Consider the following 19,916-nt stretch of genomic DNA (forward strand, 5'->3'; position numbering starts at 1 on the left):
GGAACTGCCGATGATCAAAACCGGTGGCCGGCTGCCGTCGCACACTTTTCAACGCTGGCGCGATGGCAGCCGCCACCGGTTTTTCCGTTGAACCCTTACTTGATGGGTGCCGGAGCGGTCAGCGTGATGTCGTATTTCTTCAGCGCGTCACTCATCGCAGGCACCTTCGCCAAAAAGGCATTGGCTTCGAGCATGGCCTTCGGAATGGCCAGCTTGAGGTCGTTGTATTGCTTCAGGAGCGCATCGCTCGGCATCTCCCAGAATGAACCGATTTGTCCCTTCAAGGAGCTGGCCTGATTTATCAAGCCCGGGCCCTGGCCCCGACCTCCGCCGAAGCCCCCCTGCATGGCGGGATTGAAGCCGCCCGTGTTTTCCACAGCCGCCGGCGCGGCCGCCCCTGCAGCTGCACCGGGGGCTCCGCCACGGCCACCTGCAGGAGCACCGCCGCCGGGACCACCACCGCGGCCGCCACCGCCCACAGCCTGAGGCACGCCGAATTTGACACGGACGGCATCAAATTCTTTGTTGAACGCTGCAAACTGCGTTTTTACCGCCGCCGGCACGCTGGTCGAGTCCTTGACCTTCGCTGCGACGTCGGTCATCTGTGAAAAGAGTGAGTTGAGCGCCTGTTGCACAGGAGTGCCCTTGCGCTGCATCTCGTGCAGGTCCATCAGGATTTCGGTATAGCGCTTCCGCTGCACGTCGTTCAGCTGGGACTCGGGATCGGCGATAATCTTGATCGGCTTCGTCTCAACCGTCTTGCCGTCGACTAACAGGGCAACATTGTAGGTGCCCGGCAGCACGAACGGACCGGCGTTGCCGCCACCCCCGCCGAAGCCGCCACCGCCTCCACGGCCGCCGCCTGCCCCTCCGCCACCGCAAGGATTCACCGGCATATAACCGGCTTCCGGTTGTGGCTGAGGAATGCCCGGAATTACAGGGCCGCGGCCGCCGCGGCCGCTCGGCTGTCCAGGAGGCGCACCACCTCCACGGGGGCTTGGCTGTCCGGGAGCTGCAGCAGGGATGTTGGCAGGGATCGGTTCCACGCGCGTATCCCAGCAGCCGGTCTGAATGCCGGCCTGCAGTTTGTTTCCGGTCAGTGTCAGCTCACGAACATCCTTGCCCAGATTGTCCGTGATCTTCAGTTTCACATCGTTGGCCTGCTTTTTAAGGGAGTACTGGATCATGGCCTCAAACGGCGGATTCTCGCCCAAAAAGTACTGATGGCCCCAGAACTCGTCGTTTTTGTCATCCATCGACTTCCATTGCAGGGCAGGCCCGATCGAGAACAACTTCGCATCCGCTGCGGCGTTTTGCGCCGCCGCGTACTCCTGGATCGGTTCGAGGTGATCGAGGATCCACAGCGAGCGCCCGTGCGTCGCCACGAGCATCGCGTTGTCGCGTGGATGCAGTGTGATTTCATCAACGCGCACCGTCGGAAAGTTCGCCTTCAGGCGCGCCCAGCTCTTGCCGCGATCGAGCGTGAGGAAGATGCCGGTCTCGGTTCCGATGTACAACGCGTCCTGGTTACGCAGGTCTTCGGTCAACGTCTTGACTACCTCACCCTTGAGGTTGGAGTTCAGAGAGCGGAACGTTGCGCCGAAGTCGTTGCTGGCCCAGATGTAGGTGCTGAAATCGTTCAGCCGGTGTGCATCCACGGTGACATACACTGTGCCTGCGTCGAAGCGCGACGGCACGACCTCCGACACCCAAGCGCCTTTCGGGAAACCGGGGATCTTGTCGGTGATATTCTGCCAGGTTTTGCCGGTATCCCTGGTCATGCTCACAACCCCGTCGTCCGTGCCGGTGTAAAAGATGCCGGGCTGTTTCGGCGACTCGGCCAAGGAAACGATGGTCGGCCAGTTCGCAATGCCGTCATTCCTGGAGATGCGGACGTCGCTGTCCTTGACCCCCATGATCATCATATCGTTGCGATTGGCGTTGGTGGTGAGATCCGGGCTCAGCGCCATCCAGCTGTCGCCCCGATCGGTGGATTTGAAGACCACCTGCGCCGCAACGTAGAGCGTCCCCGGATCGTGCGGAGAGAAGATCATCGGCGTGTCCCAATTAAAGCGATAGCGTTCGCCGGCGGCCGGAGCCGGTGTAACGTTTTCGGGGGTCGGGCGGATGTTCTTCGATTCACCGGTCACGCGGTTTTTCCGCGTCATGTTGCCGTCCTGCGACTCGGTGTAGACGATGCGCGAGTCGCGCTGGTCGATGATGGCAACAAATCCGTCACCCCCCTGCACTGTCTGCCATTTGTCGTTGCTGATACCGGCACGGAAGCGCACGGCGCTCGGACCGCACCAGTCATAGTTGTCCTGCAATCCGCCGCATACGTTGAAGGGGTACTCCAGGTCGTAGCCGACGTGATAGAACGTTCCGACGGGAAGATTCGGGAGCCACTGCCACGTGTGGCTGCCGTCATACGACACGGATACGCCGCCGTCGTTGCCGATCAGGATGTGATTTGAGTTGGCCGGATCGATCCAGATGGCATGGACATCATCGTGAGTCGCCTGCGCGGCGTCGGTCTCGATGGTCTTGCCGCCGTCGATCGTCATATGCAGGCCGACGCCACCCATGAGGACGCGGTCAGGGCTGTTGGGATCGACGCGCACCTGCGAGAAGTACATCGGGCGTGGGTTCGCTGAATTCACTCGCTGCCACGATGCACCGCCGTCATCGGACCGATATAGGCCGGTTTCGCCGCCTGCGGCTCCCCCGCCGCCCATACCCCCGCCGCCACCACCGCCGCGGCCACCCGCCGCTGCCGCCGGATTCTCAGCCTCTATGGAGGCATAGAGGATGTTGGGACTTTTTCTGTAAACGTCGAGCCCGACCCGGCCGAGCGCAACCTTGGGGAGACCGGCGGTGAGACGTGTCCACTTCTCGCCGCTGTCTGTCGACTTCCAGATGCCGCTTCCCGGCCCGCCGCCGTTGAAGCAACACTGCGAGCGCTGCCGCTGCCATGTAGAGGCGTATAGAATCTTGCTATTCGTCGGATCCATGGCGAGATCGTTCGCGCCCGTCAGGTCATCGACCTGCAGAACCGGCTTCCAGGTCGCGCCGCCGTCGGTGGTCTTGTATACGCCGCGATCGCCGCCTGGCCCGAAAAGCGGGCCCTGTGCTGCGACAAAGACCACGTTGTTGTCGTTCGGGTCGATCACGATGCGGTTGATGTGGTAGGACGCGCGCAGCCCCATGTTCTTGAAGCTCTTGCCGCCGTCCGTAGACTTGTAGACGCCGTCACCCCACGAAATGCTCTGACGGGCGTTGCCCTCGCCGGTGCCGAGCCATACAAGGTCCGGATTCGACTGGGAGATGGTCACGTCCCCCACCGACATCAATCCCAGGTCCTGAAACTGGGGTGTGAAGGTGAGGCCGTTGTTGACCGTTTTCCACAGACCGCCGTGCGATGAGCCGACGTAATAGATGCTGGGATTTGCCTCATAAACCGCAAAGTCTGTGATGCGGCCGGACATACTGGCCGGACCGATGGAGCGGAAGTGCAGCTGTTCAAACTGCGTGGCGACGGGCGCCCCGCCCGGCGTCTGGCTCAGAAGAACATGGCCAGCGATGACGAGCACGAGTGCCGCGCCTATCAGCAGAAGTCGATAGTACCTCGACATAAAACCTCCAGCGACAAGTGATGGATGGTGATATTCATTTCCTGAGTGGGAGGAGGATAACATCGGTTGAGCTGGAAATCATCCACAATCAAATGAGGCGGCACAAGAAATGAGAGGAGAAGTCAGGAGTCGGGGGCCTTGGGCCACTGCTCTCGGGCCCCTGTTCCTGCGCTACCCCTTCTTTTGATATACGCGGATGAAATCAATCTCATAGCGGCTGGGAAATTCAGTCGCCGACGGATCGCCGCCCTGGCCGCCGATGGCGAGGTTGACAATGAGATAGTGCGGCTGGCGGAAGGGATTCTTGTTGGTGCCGTCTTCGTTGATCGTTTTGGTCAGGTCGATCTCGTTGAGCAACTGATTGTCCACGAAGAGCTGGATCCGGTTCTCGTCCCAGTCCATGCGCCAGACGTGGAACTGTCTGGACCAGTCGGGATTGTGGAACGCCATGAGAGGAGTGCGCGTATCGTTCCAAACCGCCCGCCCGGGCTGGGCAGAGCCCCAGGCTGCATTGGCCAGCAGGTTGCCGCGGTAGTACTCCATGATGTCCACCTCGCCATTGCGCGGCCACCCGCCGCCGGTACCGAGCGTCCAGAAGGCCGGCCACAGGCCGGCTCGGGTATCGATCCGCGCGCGCATTTCGATTCGGCCATACTGCCAGTCATGCCGGCCACGGGTTGTGAGGCTTGACGAGGTGTATTCGGCAAACTCGCGATTGCGTTTCCAGTCAGTTGAACCGGCCTGGTAGTTGGGATTGGGCTTGCGCTCCCGGCGGCCCTCGATAATGAGCATCCCGTTCTCGACGCGCGCATTGCCGGGCTGATACCACTGCAGCTCCTGGTTGCGCACGAAGCCCGTTTCGTAAGTCCAGTTCGCCGGATCGGGCTCGCCGTCGCGGTCGAACTCTTCGGACCAAACGAGTGTGTAGCCCGGATATGCCGGTGCGGGACCCGGTGCCGCCGCGCCCTGGGCTACAACTGCGTCGCGACCATATCCGCCGCGCGTACCTGGGCCCACCCCTGCCGTTACCGCCACCAGCACCATCAATCCGGCCGCCGGCGTCAACCAGCCCCTGGCCGTGCTGCTGTTCATAACTTCACCCGTCCGACAAAGGAGGTTTAGGGCCGTCGCCCGATGATGTAGTGCGTGTTGACCAGCTGGGAATAGTTCTGGTAGAGACCTCCGTCGTAATCCTTAAGGAAAACAGAGATCTTCTGCAGAAGAGTCGCCGCCCGTCCCCCGGCGACCTGGACCACAGGCGCCTGCCGCATTACCGCACGGATGAACAGACTGTCTGGAGTTATGGGCAGCGTCCTGACATTGCCGGCAAAGGCTCCGAACGCGCCGTTCTGAAACAGGTACTGTTCCACGTTGGAGGTGTAGAACGCGGTTACCGTGTAAGAGTTTTTGCGCAAGTATGCGCCCACGGCTTTGAGCGCCTTGGAACCACCAAAATCGCCGACCACCGGAATGATCCGGTTCCTGCGCTGCAGATCGCGCACGAACGCATAGCCCTGTTCGCCGGCGAGGAAACTGCCCGGTTTCCCGGTCGGATCGGGTTGTTCGATGATATCCCTCAGCGAAGGAAAACGCCCGCCATTCCACCCGATACGGGAAGAGACTGCAGGTCCCTCCGTGCGGAAGGTTCCGTATACGTATTCCAGAAGCGACTGGTCGCGATCCGAAAGCGAGAACTGAAAGTCCTCCCGGATCGTTTTCCCGATCTTGGCCAGGTTCCCGGCGTAAGCCTCGCCGCTCGCGGGGGCCTGGCTGAAGTAGCCCATGAGCTCTCCTGCCGTGGCGTCGCGACCGGGTGGCTTATCTCCTTTCAGAGGTCTGCTGAACAGGCACGAAAGAAATCGTGCACGATCATCGGAAAGCTGGAATATCGCCTTGTACATGAGGTGCTGGATCATGGCCTGGCGGCGGATATCCACGATGAAAGCGATCTGCGGACGGATTCTGGCGATGTACGTGAAATTCTGTTCCGGTCCCACGCCGATGTAAGCTCCGCCGGAGGCCCCAAGCTCCCGGAGTTTCTCGACAATCGCGAGATATGAGATTTCGTTGGACACGAAAACATCGGATTGGAAATAGCCGTCGCTCTCGGAAGTGTCTTGAATAATCCGGGCGAACTCCGCCGCAGGAATGCTCTCCGGGGGGCTTCCGGCGACAGGTTTCTCCTGCGCAGCGATCCTGGCCGCTGCGAGGCTCAGCGCCGGCGCAAGCACCACAAACAAGATCAGATAGCGCCATCGCGGTGCTTTACCGGGAGATCGTGATTTGCCGGGCTGGAGGTACATCACTTTCGCTCCAGGTTGGGAAGGGCCGCCCTGATGAAAACAGCGGCTTCAGAATCCCTTTAAATACTGCGCCAGCTGCAGCTAAAGGGCCGTTCAGCACCGGGCCGGGCCCTGGTCCTGATGCGGCTGGCGTAATGCAGGTCCGGCGGAGAATGACGAGTGGAACGAATCCCTCACTCGTCATTCGTCCTTATTCCTGAACACAGGGTTCGGCTACTTCTTCGCATCGCTGACAATGGTCGCCGACTTGATATAGTCGAGCTTGGGGAAACTCTTATCCAGATAGGCATTGCCTTCAATCTGGAGGCGGCTCTCTTCCGGTCCGCGCTTTCCCATGGGCGGGTCGTATTCGGCGTAAAACGCATTTACGATGTCGGTACCTTTGACAATCGTGCCAAACGGTGCGATGCCCTGGGCATCCAGCTGTATGTTTTCGTCGCTGAGGCTGATAAGAATCTGCGTGGTGCGCCCGTTCTTGCCCCCCGTCGCGAAAGAAACGTATCCTCTCCTGTTGGACTGTTTGACCGGATCGTCCGGAATCCGCGCCTGCATCCAGGCTGCGTTGACCTTCGGGTCGCCGTTGATCCCGAACTGCACCAGGGCTCCGTACATCACCCGGAAGAACCGGCAGTTGTCATAGTAGCCGTTTTTGACGAGATTATAGAAACGGTCAGCCCCGTTCGGTGTCCATGCCCGTCTTACCTGGACAACAAAAGTGCCTCTTGTGGTTTCGAATCTTGCCTGAAAGTTGTCCGGCGCCCTCTCCGTCAAATTGGCCGGATTCATGATCTTTTCGTTGCTCGATGGTGCGCCGTCCTGCTCCAGTGCGAGTCCCAGAGCCAAGGCACAAAGCAGTGACAGGACTGCCAAAAACCCTCTCGTCATCAAACGCATCGATCCTTCTCCTTATCTCATGGATGTCACATAAATTGCAGCATACCGCGATACCATGCCGCAGGCATCGCAAAAACCGGCGCAGTATATCATCAATCGCACCAGATTGGAAAATCGGATGCTTTCCGCCGCGGCGGATGGTACCCTGCATCCGCAAGACAAAAGCAAAATACGATCAACCGATGCGGAGATTTCCTATGAATCGCTGGTCTCGTCTCTCACTCGTTTTGATGGCGGCAATGGCGCTGGCCTTCGGGGCGATACAGCCTGTTGCGGCGCAGAAAAAGCCCACGATCGACCAGTTTATGTGTCCGGCCTATCCTTTCGGCCTGGTCTCGGCCGCGAAAGTCGACCGGCTGGCGTGGCTGGCATACGACCAGGGCAAACGCAACGTGTACACGGCTGTTGCGCCCGCGTTCCGGCCCGTCCGCCTGACGTCGTTTCTCAACGATGACGGCACCGACATATCTGATCTCAGCATCTCCGCCGACGGATCGATCGTGGTGTTCGTGCGCGGGAGTGGGCCCAATCGTGAAGGCTGGATCGCAAATCCCACAAGCGATCCCGGCGGTGCCGAGCGCGCGATCTGGGCAGCGCGCACGGCCGCTCCCGGCATCGCGTGGCGTCTGGCTGAAGGCGCAAGTCCTCAGCTTTCTCCGGACGGCCGCTCGGTGCTCTATGTGAAGGAGGGCCAGATCTATCGCGCGCGTGCCACCCAGACCCCTCCGGCCTCAAAGATGGATAAGGGTGAAGAGCCATTCATCAAAGCGTGGGGGACGAACGGCAATCCGCGCTGGTCGCCGGACGGCACAAAGATCGCCTTCGTCAGCAGCCGCGTCGACCACAGCTTGATCGGCCTCTATGACATTCGCACGCGCGCGGTGAACTTTATCGCGCCGAGCGTAGATCGTGACACCAGTCCGACGTGGTCCAGGGACGGCAAGCAGATCACGTTCATCCGACGCCCGGGTCTGCCGTTTGGCCAGCAGGCACAGCAGGGCGGCGGCGGTCTCGGATTGCCGAACGGTCCCGCCTATGTGCCGGGCACGGCCGCACAAGGCCGGGGTGCCGGCCGCGGCCGTATGGGCGAGCCACCCGCGCCGACACTGATACCGCCGCAGAACCAGCCGGGCGCACAGCGTGGACAGGCGAGCGGCGGTCAAACGGGTGTGAGCCCGGCGGCCATGCAGGTGCCCGGCCTCACGCGCGCGACCTTCAGGGGCGGCTATACCCTGTCTTTCTGGGTGGCGGACCCGGCGACGTGTGACGCAAAGGAGGTCTGGCACACCACCCCGGACGAGCGTGTGTTCACAAACATCAACAGCATCCAGTGGGCCGGGGGCCACGTCATCTTCCCTATGAGCAACCTCCAGGGCGACGAGTGGGAACGCTACTTCTCCGTGAGTCTCTCGGGCAGCCTCACATCGAAACCGGTGCTGCTCACGACCACGGACGGGTTGATTGAAGGTGCGACGGATGTAGCGCTCTCGAAAGACGGCAATACGCTCTACTATTGTACAAACGCACAGGACATCGAGCGGAGGCACATCTGGACCGTGCCGACGTCGGGCGGCACACCAAGGCAGGTTACGCTCGGCGAGGGTATTGAAACATCACCGGTGCCGCTCGCCTCGGGCAAGCAGCTCGCGGTGCTTTCTGCCGACGCGAAGCGCCCGCAATCGGTGGGACTGTTTCCGTCGGGGGGAGGCAAACAGCAGCAGGTGATCTTCCCCATACTCCCGAAGGAGTTCCCCATTGACGCGGAAGCCGTGCCCGAGCTGGTGCTCCTCAAATCGCCGGACGGCCTCGAGATTCACGATCAACTGTTCCTGCCGAAGAACCTCCAGCCAGGCGAGAAGCGGCCGGCGATGATCTTCGTGCACGGCGGTCCGGTGCGCCAGATGCTGCTCGGCTACCACTACATGCACTTCTACCACATTGCATATGCCGTCAACCAGTGGCTGGCAAGCCAGGGGTACGTCGTGCTGTCGGTGAATTATCGCAGCGGTATCGGCTATGGCAGGTCATTCCGGAACGCGCCGAACACGGCCGGCAGGGGGAACTCCGAGTATCAGGACGTGCTCGCCGCCGGCAAGTACCTGCAGTCACGTCCCGACGTCGATCCAAAGCGGGTCGGCATCTGGGGCTTGTCGTACGGCGGCTTGCTCACCGCCCAAGCGCTCGCCAGAAATTCCGACATCTTCTCTGCGGGTGTGGATCTCGCGGGTGTCCACCTCTACGGCAGTTCGCTCGACCCGGCAGACGTGTCCTATCAGTCGTCTGCCATCGCAGCCATCGACAAGTGGAAGTCACCTGTGCTTCTGATCCACGGCGACGACGATAGAAACGTCGCGTTTCAGCAGACGACCGGGCTCGTTCAGCTTCTGCGGGCGCGCGATGTTTATTTCGAGCTCATCGTCTTTCCAGACGACACGCACGAGACGCTGCTGCACAAGCGCTGGCTCTATCTTTTCGGGAGAATGGACGAGTTCCTGAAAAAATTCCTGTCCGGCAATTGAATTGAAAATGAGGCCACGAAATGCACGAAAGCGCCTTTGCGGATTTCGTGGTCTCTATTGTGCATCCGGTGATTTCGAAGATCCCGACGCTATTTTTTGGCTGTCAGCCGCTTCACCTCGGCATCGCGCTCGAGGTAGCTTTCGCCGTTCGTAATCCAGGTCTCTGCCGGTTCATCTTTCAGGTAGTGCGCAAACCAGGCTAGGATGCGGTGCTGGTAATCGACCTGATTCTTTTTCTGCCGCAGGCCGTGATCCTCGCCGTTGTATACGAGGAACACGACGTTCTTTTTTGCGCGCCGCGCGATGTTGTAGAGCTCGACGCTCTGATGCCAGAACACGGTGCCGTCGGCGTCGCCCTCTTCGAGCAGGAGCGGCACGGTCATTTTGTTCACGGTCATAATCGCGGAGTTGGTGACGTAATCCGGCAAGTCTTCCCAGAGCGGCACCTCCATGCGCTCCTGGCCCGTCTCGATGTGATCGGTCTCTGCGATGCCCGGACCCCAGTGATGATCGCCGTACATGCTGACAAGATCCGTCAGGGGCGCGCCGGCAACCGCGGCAGCAAAGACACCGTTTGTGTTGGTGGCAAGAAACGCCGCGTCGAATCCTCCCCATGAATGCCCGACGCATCCGACGCGCTTGGGATCGATCATTCCCGTCTGCAGCACTTTTTTCACGCCCGGCACGACACACTGAACCACGGACACCCCGGGCTGCCGCGGCGCAAAGACGATGTCCGGCTGGAAGACAAAATAGCCGTGGCTCGTGAAGACGGAGGTGTTGTAGTAGTCGCGATCCGACGGCGCGACGTAGCGGTGGACATTCTGCGAGAGCAGCTCGTACATGTAGACAATCATCGGATACTTCTTGCCCGGTTCGTACCCGGCCGGGTAATACAGTGCGCCCTGCAGCGCCTGGCCTTTGTCCGTCTTGTAGTCAACCAGCTCACTGCGTCCCCAGACAAAATTGCTTTGGAACGGATTGGTCGTGGTGACCTGCTTCGCGTCCTTCAGGTCGGCGCCGCCGACAAAAATGTCGGGTGAGTCGTCGTAGTCCTGGGAAATGTATCCGTACACCTCCGCCTCTTTAGCCTTCGCAAGCGATCCCACGCTCTTGTCGAGCCACACGAGGCGGCTGACACCGCCGGCGGGCTTGAGCTGCGCGTAGCCCGACTTCTTCGTTCGGTCACCGTACACGCTCAGGTACACGGGCTTGCCGAGATCGATCCACTCTTCGGCAGGATCGATTCGAACCAGGCGATGGCGAACCTGCTCGGATGCGCCGTCCGTCAGCCGCTGGGCCTTCGAGCCGTCAGTCGCCAGCTGCCAGACGTCGAATTTGTCATAGAGGAGAACAGCCGCATCGTCTTTCGTCCAGCCGGCAACGCCGAAGGGCGGCTTCTGCTTGATCGTCTGGTCCGATTCCTTATCGATGAACGATGTCTGCACGGCTTTGGTGAGGTTGGTAATCGCGCGCGAGGCGAGATTGACCGTCCAATACTGATCGTCCTGCAGGAAGAGCAGGTATTTGCCGCCGGGTCCCGCCTGGACATAGCGCTCGATGAGGTTGTCTCTGAGCTTTGTTCTCGCACCGGTCGTGATGTCCGCAAGATACAGGTCGGCGCCCGGACGGCCGATGGTCCGATCCATCGCGTACTTCGACCATTCTGCGACGGTGGCGAAATTCGTGTGCCGGATGGGCGTCACCTGTTCGCTGACCGGGTCCTTGCCGAGCTGCACGAACCTGCCGTTGCCGAGCTGCCACGCGGCCAGCATGTTGCGTCGTCGATCGGCTGGGGCATCGACTTTCTGCTTGGGCTGGACGACCACGTCGCCCCAATGCCAGACGTCCAGGCCCGCGGGTTCGTCCACTGCGGCAGTGCCGGCGCCTCTGCCGCCTCGTCCCGCCGGAACCGCTTTGTCATCCCACCTGGCGATCCCCAAGAACAGTACGGCGCCGTCGTCCGACCATGAGAGGCGGCGGAACGAAACGGTCCGCATGCCCGCCGGGAAGTTAGAATCGGCCGTGGGATCGTAGGTGCGCATGCGCTCGCCCTTGCCGAGCCCCGTCCAGGACAGCACCGCGTAGGTCGAGCCATCTTTGCGATCATCGGTCTTCGCCCGGAGCACGGCGAGATCCGGAACATCTCTCCGCCACGCCAGATCCGAGTAGGTCGTGGCTGCGGAATCGAGCACGCGCAACACGGAAGTCTCCGGATCAAACAGGTGCACGCCGTTCCCCATTTTGCCGGCGGCGCTGATGACCATGGCCAGCATATGGCTGCGCTCGGAGTCCTGCCACGCGAACTGGGACACGTTGCCGAAGGACATCTCGCTTCCGCCGGCGAGTTTCCGGACAATGAGCGTCGTGCCCGGCGTTTCCTCAGATCCGTCGGAGCCGCCCGCTCCCCCGCGCCCGCCTCCTGCGCCACGTCCCGGCGGCGCAGCCGAGCCGGATGCGCGCTCCGGCCCGTACGGCCGCAGCGCGATGTAGGCGCCGTCGGGGCTGAAGGAGAACGACTCGATCCCATCAACCGTCGAGACCTCGCCGGTCGTGAGGTTCAACAGGCCGAGCTTGTTCTGCACCGGCCGTTGCTCGCTCCTCAGTCTTTCCTGCTCGGCCTCCGATTGACCGATGCTGTAAGCAAGCCATTTCGAGTCGGAGGAATAGACCGGCTGCGCCCCAAAGGCGGCAATCGTCGTGGTGCCGTCCGCCAGTTTGGTTACCCGCAGCTCGTTGTTCCGGTTGGATCGGTTGATGGCGTAGGCAAGCCAGCGGCCGTCGGGCGAGAATCCTCCGCGGCCGCCCGCAGGCGCCAGTGATTCCCACTGGCCGTAGTCGGCGAAAGTGGCCGGCGCCTTGGTCTGCGCGCCCGTCGTTATCGTCAATGCCAGGAAAAGGAGAAGAGCGGTGAGCGGATTTCGTCGCATTATATACCTTCCTTGTTATTAGCAGAGCAGCTGACCAAGACCGAATGGTCAGCGTCGGTCAGCGTTTTTCCGCGTCCAAGACTGCATTTTGGTCACATATTCATGAATCATCCGGGCTAAGGAACCGCGGGTGCGGCACGGGGCACTGCAGATCCCAAATCTGCGTGCCTCTGCGCGCATCTGCAGTTTCGCCCTATTGACGGTCGGCGCCGGCAGCGGCGCCCGGGGATGCCTTGAGCATTCTCATTACCTCTTCGATCGCCGCCTGGAGTTCGCGGTCGACTCCCTTGATCTCATCCATGGGGGTGTTCTGCACCCACAGGTCCGGGGGCACGCCGTAGTTCTCGAGGTTGATCCCGTAGTTGTTGGGCTTAGTAGGATCGTAGGTGACGGCGAGCTGACTCGGCGTGCGCACGCTCCCGCCGTTGATGAGCGAGTAGCTCCCGGTCCAGATCACGCCCCCGGCCGTGGGCGTGCCTACGATGCGGCCGAGCCCAAGCGTCCGGAACCCCATCGGCGTCGCCTCGCCATCGGAGAAGGAGCGCTGATTGATCATCATCACTTTGGGCCCCGCGATGGCCTGTTGCGGGCGCCGCCCCCACGTGCGCGCCCCGCCGCGCGAGTTAGTGAACATATATGGCCGCCGTTCGATAATGTCGAGCAACTGCTCGTCGATGTTCCCGCCGGTGTTGAAGCGGACGTCGATGATGATCCCCTTCTTGTTCCAGAAGCGGTTGATCTCGTTCTGGAAGCGCTCGAGCGACGTCTGGTCCATCGAGCGGATGTGGACATACGCGATCTGCCCGTTCGTCGCTTTCTCGACGATGTCACGATTGTTCAACACAAATTCTTCATACCTGATGTTGTTGAGACTGGTGACGCTCGCGATGCGCACGACGCGCGCGCCTTCCCCGCCCGCCGTCTTCGCCACCCTCACGGGGATATACTCGTCCGCCGTCGTACTCAGGATCTTCCAGTAGTTGTCGCCTGCCTTGATCTCCTGGCCGCCGATGGCAAGCACGTAATCGCCGACCTTGAGGTTGAGCCATTCCTTGTCGGCCGGACCGCTGCGATAAATATGATTGATACGGTACTTTCCCTCCGCCGGCTCCAGCTCGAAGCCGAGGAACCGCGTGGTGTAGAGCCGCGGCATCGTGCGTGAGGCGGGCCCGCTCATACCCGTGTGCGAGCTGCTCATCTCGCCGATCATGGCATTCCCGAGATCGTAAACATCCTCGTTCGTCCCCGCGTATGCGAGCAGTGGCTCATACTTGGCCTTGATCGCCGCCCAGTCGTAGCCATTCAGGGCCGGATTGTAGTAGCGATACTTCATGACCCGCCACATTTCTTCGAACATCTGCTTCCACTCGGCGCGCCGGTCGACGCGGATCTCGAGCGCAAAGCCGACGCGATCCTCACGCTGCGGCGAGGAGAGAACCAGGCGGTGAACCTCCTGACCCTGGGCGCCGCCGCCGCGGCCCGCCGGCGCCTGGTCCGCAGCGGTGCGGGCCGCGGTGGCGCGGAAGAAGATCGCGCGCCGGTCCGCCGTCGGCGTCATGCCGGGAAATGATCCGCCGGCAAGCCGCCGGCTGTCGCGGCCGTCGATGCCGATTGCGAAAAGGCCCGTGTTCTGAGTATCAGCTCCGGCGGCCGGCGCAGCACCGCGGCCGGGACCAGGAGCAGGACCGGCGCCGCGGCCGCCACCGCCGCCGCCGGCGGCATAGTAGATCGTGCGGCCGTCGGTCGAAAGGAAGAACCCGGTCACCGCCGCACTCCCGCGCGTGAGCTGGATGGCGCGCTTTTCGATTCCGTCCAGATCGATTGCAGCCGGCGGCGCAGCTGCCACGGCGCCACCCGAAGCATCGGGCGCAGCCCCACCACCGCCGCGCCCTCCGCGCCCACCGGCGGCAGCCGAGGTGCGGCGGATGCGCTCTCGTACGAGCGGATCGTTCGGGTCTTCGGTAAGCTTCGTGAGCGAGACGGCAAAGAGCTGGTTCGCTGCGCCGTCACGGTTGGAGGTAAAGACGACCGTTTTACCGTCTGGGGTAAGTGCAGCACTTGTCTCGCTGACTGGGCTCTGTGTGACGTTGTACTCCTTCTTGGCGCGGATGTCGAAGAGGTAGATCTCGGAGTTCTGGTCTTCGTCGCGCCGGCTGTAGACCAGCCAGGTTCCGTCGGCAGAATACTGCTGGATGTTGAATCCTCCCGCGATGTTGTTCGCCAGCTCGCGAGGCTGGGGCTGGGCGCTGGATAAGTCCACTTCCCAAATCCTGTTGTCGCCGGTGTAAACAAGCTTCTGCGAATCGGGTGACCAGACGACGTTGGCTTTCTCCGACTGCTGGTTCGTGAGGCGCTGGCGCGCTCCGCCGGCAAGGTCGAACAACCACCCTTCCTGGTCGCCCGACTCGTCGGAGATGTAAGCGATCTTCTTGCCGTCAGGGGAATATCTTTCGTTGCTCTCACGCCACGGGGTCGTGGCCACCGGCATCTTCTCGCCAATCCCCTGCTCGCTCGGCACAATCTGGATGTCGCCGTGGAAGTCCACCGCAACGTACTCACCGTTGGGAGACGGACCGAAGCCGTCGGCGCGACTGTCGGACGTAATGACGTCGAGGTCGCTATCCTTCGGATCGAACGCCAGCGGAATGGAGAGCTTCCTGGGCGTGCCGTTCGGCAGGTCGAGCGTCCAGAGATCGAAGTCGTTCTGATAGATGAGCTTTTTGCCGTCAGGTGAGATCGTGGGGAAGAACACTCCCCCCGCCTTCAGGTGCGTCACCTGCTGGGGAGTGCCCCCCTTGGGCAAGATGCGCCAGATGTTATATGTGCCGTCGCGTTCGGATGAGAAGTAAATCATCCCGTCCGCGCCCCACATGGGATACACATCGTTCACGTGGTTTCTGTAATCGCGCATGTCCGTGTTGGTGATGTCGACAATCTGAGAGGTCTTGACGTCCATCACCGTGAGCCCGGGTGCAGAGTTGCCTTTGAATGCCTTTCGCCAAACGCCGGTGGAGGGAAGCGCGCGATTGTACGCCACCATGCTCCCGTCCTGCTTCATCATGCCCAGGCGAGCCGTACCCATGCCCATGGGTTCCGGCGGCCCCCCGTCGAGCGGCAGGCGATACAAAGGCGAGCCATAGGCGTTGGGCCCGCGGTTGCTCGAAATGATGATAGCCTTGCCATCGGGAGCCCAATACAGCGCCTGATCGTCACCGGAGTAGAAGGTAAGCTGACGCGGCTCGCCGCCGGTCGAGGGAATCACATACACGTCGTTGTTGCCGGCGCGATTGCTGGTGAATGCGATCCACTTCCCATCCGGAGAGAAGCGTGGGGAGAAGTCATTGGCAATGTGTGCCGTCAGACGGTGGCCGTTGGACCCGTCGGCATCGGCCACCCAAACGTCATCGTGATAGGTGAACGCGATGCGCCCGTCGTTGGCAATGTGCGCCAGATGCGCGAACTTGATCGGCACGGGACCTTCCTGCCCGCGCCAGCCCACAACCACAAACAAAAGCGAAATCAGCAAAATGATTTCGAGTTTTGCCTTATTCATAATAATCCCCCTTGGCGGCTTCCTAAACGATGCCCTTTCGGTCTGAGTTTGATTGCTGGGAGGATAAGACGGTTGCCCCATAAAGAAAACCCTTTTCTTCCAGGAATTGAGCAGATGCCCCGGAGCCGCCCCAAATCAGCAACCGCAAAATACACGAAACATACCAAGAAGGGGTTTAGAGTGTTTCGTACTACTTACCCACAGATCCTTGCCATTCAGGCAAAAGAAGCAAAGGATCAACGCAGAGGTCGCGGAGAGAAGTCATGCAGAGGCAAAGATCCTCTGCAGCCTCTGCGCCCTCTGCGTTGAGGCTTTAGGCTGCAGATATTCCGCACCGTGGATTTCGTGGTCTCATAATGTCAGGCCTGACACCGGATACGCACAAGACCTGCGTTGAACGCCGGGCACGTCCGATGTTAGACTGGCCGGGCTCGGTGCAGGTCCGGTCCCTGCAGCCGCGCGCGCTTCACCGCGATCAGCCGGCGACAAGCCGGGCGGTCGACAAGATCCGGCACGCCCACCATTGTTCCGGCATGGGAGGAAAATATGGAGTTCTTGAACTTCATCATTTTGTTCAGCATCGTATTTCTGTTGCTGCGCAAGCCCGAAAAGGAACGCCTCGCGTTCGGCCTGCTTGTCGTCAGCGTTGTCCTCATGGTTGCGCTGTTTTTCATCGCCACCAGAACAGCACTCCTGCCGGGAGTCAATTACTGAGGCCGCAGAGGCCGTCGAGGGAGGCATCCCGTGAAACGTGACCTTCTGTATACCGTCCTTGCCGTCGCCGTGCTGCTACTGTCGGTCGTCCCCGTGGGGAGCGCCGTCTTCCTGCTGGGGTTCGTCTATGGGGATTCACCGTGCGTAATGTGTTGGGAACAGCGCACGGGCATGGCGATCATCGCGCTCATCGGTCTTTTCGTGCTGCGCTATGGTCCGCGTCCAAGATACATCGGATTGTCCGTGCTGGTGGGCGCCTGGGGTGTTTTCATGAGCGTGCGGCACACAGGGATGCATGCGGCACGCGACGTCGGGCAGGGCTTCAGCGTCGAAATTATGGGCGCTCATACTTATACCTGGGCCCTGTTCATCTTCTGGGTGTGCGTCGTGACGATGGGCGTCCTCCTCATGTCGCTGAAGGAGATTGACCCCTCCGGCGGGCCGCGGAAACTGCGACCGCTGGAGAAGCTCGCAATGGGGGTTTTCCTGGTGGTGATTGCCGGGAACATCGTCCAGGCATTCGCCAGCACCGGGCCGCCCCCTTTCATGGGACAGGGCGACCCCATCCGCTTCTCGTTCAATCCCAAGCATTGGGTGTGGTCCCTTGACGAGTGGTCGCCTGCATCAATTTCACTGCGCGGGCGCTGGGCGATCGAGAAGCCTGCGACCACTTCGCTCTTGAGTGATCCCGGCGCCGGCCCCCTCGCTGACCTGCCGCGGCTCACAATCAAAGAGCAGAAGCGAATTGCCGTTCCGCTTCGCGGCGCCGTGACCGATCTCGCCTACGAACCGGGAACGGATCGGTTCTTCCTTACCACGCAGAGCGGTATCTACCTCGTCGACGGGTCGCTGACTCGTGTCCTGCGTCGCACCGTCGTTGATCCCGGTTACTCCATTGACCTCGGGCAGTTTGCCGGGGCCGCGTTTCTTGACGGCAGGACGGTGATGGCACTGGGCGAAAACAAGAGTTACGTGATTCTGCGCGAGAACGACCAGGCCGACGCCGGCAAAAACTTCCGCTATTTCCTGGAGTCGTTCGACAAGTTCGACGAGTTGCGGCGATCGCGCCTGGGCACGGTGCGCGCCCGGATGATGTATGTGATGTCGCTGGCGTTCGACCCGGCAACGAATTCGCTCTACACGGTAACAGTGCCGAATTCGAAGTACAAGCAGCTCGTGGTCTCGCGCTTCGACAGGCGCGATCTGACGCTGTCAGAGGAGTTCACGCTCACGCTCGCTCCCGAGTCGGGCCTGAAGTTCAACGGTGAGAAACGCTCTTTGGACGAGCTGTACGTGACGGGCGCGACCATCGAGGGCGGCCGGATGCATGCGATCAGCGCCGCATACAGCACACTTTTGACGATTGACCTTGCCGGCCACTCCGTCATTGCGGCCCATGCGATCTCCGGTCTCAAGCGCCCTGCCGGCCTTGCGATCCGAGGTGGAGATATTTACATTGCCGGCGCAGAGGGCGAAGTGTCCGTGATCGCAAGGTAGAAAAAGGGAGAGGCTGCTGTCTGGCTCTCAGCACCCAGCGCTGGGGAGATGTGCATCAAAAAGTGATCTGTCCCCTCTTTTCAAGGCGCGAGATCAGAATGCCGGTGCCGACCACGACCAGGCACCCGAACACGTTGTACCAGAGGAAGGCGATTCTGGTGAAGAAATAGCAGGCGAAAATGACGGCCTCGCCGGCCAGCACGCCATAGAAGGCCCCCCGCGCCCGCACGCGTGGGAAATAGAAAGCGAGCACGAACACCCCGAGCATGCCGCCGTAGAAAAAGGAGCCCAGGACGTTGACCGCCTCAACCAGCGAGCCCAGCCTCGCGGCGTACTGGGCTGTGACAACGGCGTAGCAGCCCCAAAACACGGTAGCCGCGCGCGACACATTGAGGTAATGGTGGTCCGAACCCAGTTGACAAAAATGGCGTTTGTAGATGTCCACCATGCTCACGGTCGCCAGTGAGTTGATCTCGCCCGAGATCGATGCCATGGTCGCCCCGAAAATGACCGCGAGTACCAGGCCCACCAGGCCTGCAGGGAGATGGCGCGTGACGAAAGTGAGGAAGATGTAATTGGTGTCGACCAAGCCCTGGGCGCCGCCGGCCTTTTCGACCAGGTTTACGCCCTGGCGCCGCGCGCTGTCCAGCTCCCGCTGTGCGCTGCCGTACTGCTCCAACCCCTGCTGCCAGAGCCGGGAATCACCGCTGCGCCGCGCCTGGATCAGCCGGCCGGCGGCGGCCTTGCGGTTTTCGAACGCCGCGTCGTAACGCTGCTCCAGGGGTTTGTACTCGGCCTGCAGCGCAGGCTGCTGGATCCGGGCCAGTTCCGTGCCCACGAACAGCAAGGGTGGCTTTTCATAGATGTAAAAAACGAACACCATGGCCCCGATGAACAGGATGAAGAACTGCATCGGCACCTTGGCCATGCCGTTGAACAGCAGGCTCAGCCGGCTTTGTGCGACCGACTTGCCCGTCAGGTAGCGCTGCACCTGCGATTGATCGCAGCCGAAGTAGGCCAGGGCCAGAAACATCCCGCCGATCAACCCGCTCCAGAGGTTGTAGCGATCGTTCCAATCCAGGTTGAGGGTCACCGCATTCAGCCGGCCCGCGGCTCCAGCCAGCGTGACGGCATCGGGAAACGAGACACCGCTCGGAAGCAGGAGCACGGCCGCGACCAACGCCGCCACGAGCCCGGCCGTCATGACCATCATTTGTTGGAAGTCGCTCCAGGCAACCGTCTTTGCGCCTCCGAGTGTGGTATAGAGGATCGCCACTGCGCCCATGATAAGGGTCGTCACCCGTTCCGGCCACCCGAGAATCACCGTCAAGACCACCGCTGGAGCATAGAGCGTGATGCCCACCGCGAGGCCTCTCTGGATCAGGAAGATCGCGCTTACCAGGGCCCTGGTCCTGGAATCGAAGCGCTGCTCCAGGTACTCGTACGCAGTGTAGACGTTGGCGCGGTGAAAGATCGGGACAGCGGTGATCGAGATGACCACCATCGCCAGCGGCAGCCCGAAGTAGAACTGCACGAAGCGCATGCCGTCGACGTACGATTGGCCGGTCGTGGAAATGAACGTGACCGCGCTCGCCTGCGTGGCCATGATCGACAACGCCATCGCGTGCCACGGCATCGTCTTGCCGGCGAGCAGGTACTTGTTGACACTGTTGCTGCCACGCCCGCGCCAGAGCCCGTAAAGGACCACGAATGCCAGCGACCCGCACAGCACCAGCCAGTCGGCGAGCCTCACGGCGTAAACCTCCGGGCAAACAGGTAGAAGAGTAGGATTAGAAGCACGAGCCAGGCAATGACAGCAAAATACAGATGGCTCCACGTGCCCAGCAAAGGGGGTGGATCCCCGGGATCATTGC

General features: G+C 61.3%; 10 protein-coding genes. 3 read left to right on the forward strand and 7 right to left on the reverse strand.

The window, feature by feature from the left end:
• Nucleotides 1-95: 95 nt before the first annotated feature.
• From LAP85_08100 to LAP85_08115, 4 genes are all read right to left on the reverse strand, one after another.
• Complete coding sequence (locus LAP85_08100; GenBank protein ID MBZ5496349.1) at nucleotides 96-3,632, reverse strand: hypothetical protein; 3,537 nt, start codon at nucleotides 3,630-3,632, stop codon at nucleotides 96-98.
• Between the two features lie 171 nt (nucleotides 3,633-3,803).
• Nucleotides 3,804-4,676: a glycoside hydrolase family 16 protein gene (locus LAP85_08105; protein ID MBZ5496350.1), complete on the reverse strand. Its 873-nt coding sequence runs from the start codon at nucleotides 4,674-4,676 to the stop codon at nucleotides 3,804-3,806.
• A 74-nt stretch (nucleotides 4,677-4,750) separates the two neighbouring features.
• On the reverse strand, nucleotides 4,751-5,935 hold the full coding sequence (locus tag LAP85_08110; protein ID MBZ5496351.1) for a hypothetical protein: 1,185 nt from the start codon (nucleotides 5,933-5,935) through the stop codon (nucleotides 4,751-4,753).
• 213 nt (nucleotides 5,936-6,148) lie between these two features.
• Entirely contained in the window at nucleotides 6,149-6,721 is a 573-nt protein-coding gene (locus LAP85_08115) for a peptidylprolyl isomerase (GenBank protein MBZ5496352.1), read from the reverse strand.
• Nucleotides 6,722-7,026: 305 nt separating this feature from the next.
• On the opposite strand from LAP85_08115, the gene LAP85_08120 reads away from it, so the two are divergent.
• Nucleotides 7,027-9,348: a prolyl oligopeptidase family serine peptidase gene (locus LAP85_08120; protein MBZ5496353.1), complete on the forward strand. Its 2,322-nt coding sequence runs from the start codon at nucleotides 7,027-7,029 to the stop codon at nucleotides 9,346-9,348.
• A gap of 89 nt (nucleotides 9,349-9,437) precedes the next feature.
• Here the strand turns inward: LAP85_08120 and LAP85_08125 are convergent, their stop codons facing one another.
• Nucleotides 9,438-12,278: a prolyl oligopeptidase family serine peptidase gene (locus tag LAP85_08125; protein MBZ5496354.1), complete on the reverse strand. Its 2,841-nt coding sequence runs from the start codon at nucleotides 12,276-12,278 to the stop codon at nucleotides 9,438-9,440.
• Between the two features lie 193 nt (nucleotides 12,279-12,471).
• Complete coding sequence (locus tag LAP85_08130; protein ID MBZ5496355.1) at nucleotides 12,472-15,831, reverse strand: hypothetical protein; 3,360 nt, start codon at nucleotides 15,829-15,831, stop codon at nucleotides 12,472-12,474.
• Nucleotides 15,832-16,377: 546 nt separating this feature from the next.
• On the opposite strand from LAP85_08130, the gene LAP85_08135 reads away from it, so the two are divergent.
• Nucleotides 16,378-16,545: a hypothetical protein gene (locus LAP85_08135; protein MBZ5496356.1), complete on the forward strand. Its 168-nt coding sequence runs from the start codon at nucleotides 16,378-16,380 to the stop codon at nucleotides 16,543-16,545.
• A 30-nt stretch (nucleotides 16,546-16,575) separates the two neighbouring features.
• Nucleotides 16,576-18,042: a disulfide bond formation protein B gene (locus tag LAP85_08140; protein ID MBZ5496357.1), complete on the forward strand. Its 1,467-nt coding sequence runs from the start codon at nucleotides 16,576-16,578 to the stop codon at nucleotides 18,040-18,042.
• A 55-nt stretch (nucleotides 18,043-18,097) separates the two neighbouring features.
• Here LAP85_08140 and LAP85_08145 read toward each other — a convergent pair whose 3' ends face one another.
• Nucleotides 18,098-19,795 (reverse strand): sodium:solute symporter, encoded by a 1,698-nt coding sequence (locus LAP85_08145; protein MBZ5496358.1) that lies wholly within the window; start codon nucleotides 19,793-19,795, stop codon nucleotides 18,098-18,100.
• Nucleotides 19,796-19,916 lie beyond the last annotated feature (121 nt).

It is taken from the genome of Terriglobia bacterium (assembly GCA_020072565.1).
In the GTDB taxonomy this organism is placed as follows: Bacteria; Acidobacteriota; UBA6911; order UBA6911; family UBA6911; genus JAFNAG01.

Bases quoted from the DNA above. Each gene is read 5' to 3' on its own strand.
- LAP85_08130 (MBZ5496355.1), bottom strand. From the start codon at position 15,831: ATGAATAAGGCAAAACTCGAAATCATTTTGCTGATTTCGCTTTTGTTT.
- LAP85_08110 (MBZ5496351.1), bottom strand. From the start codon at position 5,935: ATGTACCTCCAGCCCGGCAAATCACGATCTCCCGGTAAAGCACCGCGA.
- LAP85_08100 (MBZ5496349.1), bottom strand. From the start codon at position 3,632: ATGTCGAGGTACTATCGACTTCTGCTGATAGGCGCGGCACTCGTGCTC.
- LAP85_08105 (MBZ5496350.1), bottom strand. From the start codon at position 4,676: ATGGTGCTGGTGGCGGTAACGGCAGGGGTGGGCCCAGGTACGCGCGGC.
- LAP85_08120 (MBZ5496353.1), top strand. From the start codon at position 7,027: ATGAATCGCTGGTCTCGTCTCTCACTCGTTTTGATGGCGGCAATGGCG.
- LAP85_08125 (MBZ5496354.1), bottom strand. From the start codon at position 12,278: ATGCGACGAAATCCGCTCACCGCTCTTCTCCTTTTCCTGGCATTGACG.
- LAP85_08115 (MBZ5496352.1), bottom strand. From the start codon at position 6,721: ATGAATCCGGCCAATTTGACGGAGAGGGCGCCGGACAACTTTCAGGCA.
- LAP85_08135 (MBZ5496356.1), top strand. From the start codon at position 16,378: ATGGAGTTCTTGAACTTCATCATTTTGTTCAGCATCGTATTTCTGTTG.